The organism is Candidatus Melainabacteria bacterium RIFOXYA2_FULL_32_9 (genome assembly GCA_001784615.1).
Classification (GTDB): Bacteria; Cyanobacteriota; Vampirovibrionia; order Gastranaerophilales; family UBA9579; genus UBA9579.
Genome location: MFRQ01000070.1, coordinates 9,769 through 10,738 on the forward strand (window position 1 = coordinate 9,769; position 970 = coordinate 10,738).

Annotated in this window: 1 protein-coding gene and 1 pseudogene (1 of these 2 cut by a window edge); both read left to right on the plus strand. The window is 29.7% G+C overall.

Annotated elements, in window-relative coordinates; genetic code table 11:
* A pseudogene (locus tag A2255_10745) lies at nt 1-721 on the plus strand (hypothetical protein); it begins 137 nt to the left of the window's first position.
* A gap of 10 nt (nt 722-731) precedes the next feature.
* Entirely contained in the window at nt 732-941 is a 210-nt protein-coding gene (locus tag A2255_10750) for a hypothetical protein (GenBank protein ID OGI21078.1), read from the plus strand.
* Nucleotides 942-970 lie beyond the last annotated feature (29 nt).

Genomic DNA, 970 nt, shown 5'->3' on the forward strand with positions numbered 1-970 from the left:
AAAATCACAGGAGCATCTTATTAATCTTTTAGAATATGATCCTGAGAATATTACTGCTTTATCTGGCCTGGGAATAATATTTGAGGCAACAAAGAATTATAAAGACGCTGAAAGACAATATAAAGAGGCTCTTAAAATTAATCCTGAGAGTAAGCATATTAATTATTATTTGGGTCTGGTGCTGGATAAACTTGGGAAGACTGAAGAATCTCTGCAATATTTAATTAAAGCTTCTGAATTGATGCCTACTAATCCAATTATTCAGTATGATATTGGTATTATTTTCTCCAAAGAGAACAGGTATGATAAAGCAATAAGTTATAATAAGAGGGCAACAGAATTAAAACCTGATTTTCAGGAAGCTTATAATAATCTTTGCTATGGACAGGCCAATATTGGAAAATATGATGAAGCATTAGTTAATTGTAAAAAAGCAGTCGAATTAAATCCTGAAAGTGCACCAGCTTTGGATAGCATAGGATTCGTTTATTATGGTTTAAAAGATTTTGAAAAAGCTGTAGAATATTACAAAAAAGCAATCGAAGTTGATTCAAATATAAATGAAATATATTTACATCTGGCTTTAGCCTATCAGGAATTAGGAAAAAATAAAGAAGCGGTTGAAAATTATGAAAAATATCTTAAATTAGAGCCTAAACCTGAGAATTTGAAGAAAACCAAAAAGACTATTAAAAATTTAAAGAAAAAAATCAAATCTTAAGGAATTAATTATGAATGATTTAAAGGGGCCAAGTCTTTCTGAAATTAAACAGTTTATTAAAGATAAAATCTGGGTTGATTTTCATACCGTTAATGACAAGGTTTTCAAAGGGCAAATTATCTGGTTTGATGACAGTGCTTTTCATATTAATCTTGAAAATGGCCAAGCAATAACCATTTTAAGAATTGCTATTGTATATTATGGTAAAAGCCAAAGCTAGTACATTGTCCCAGAAATTATGATGGGTAA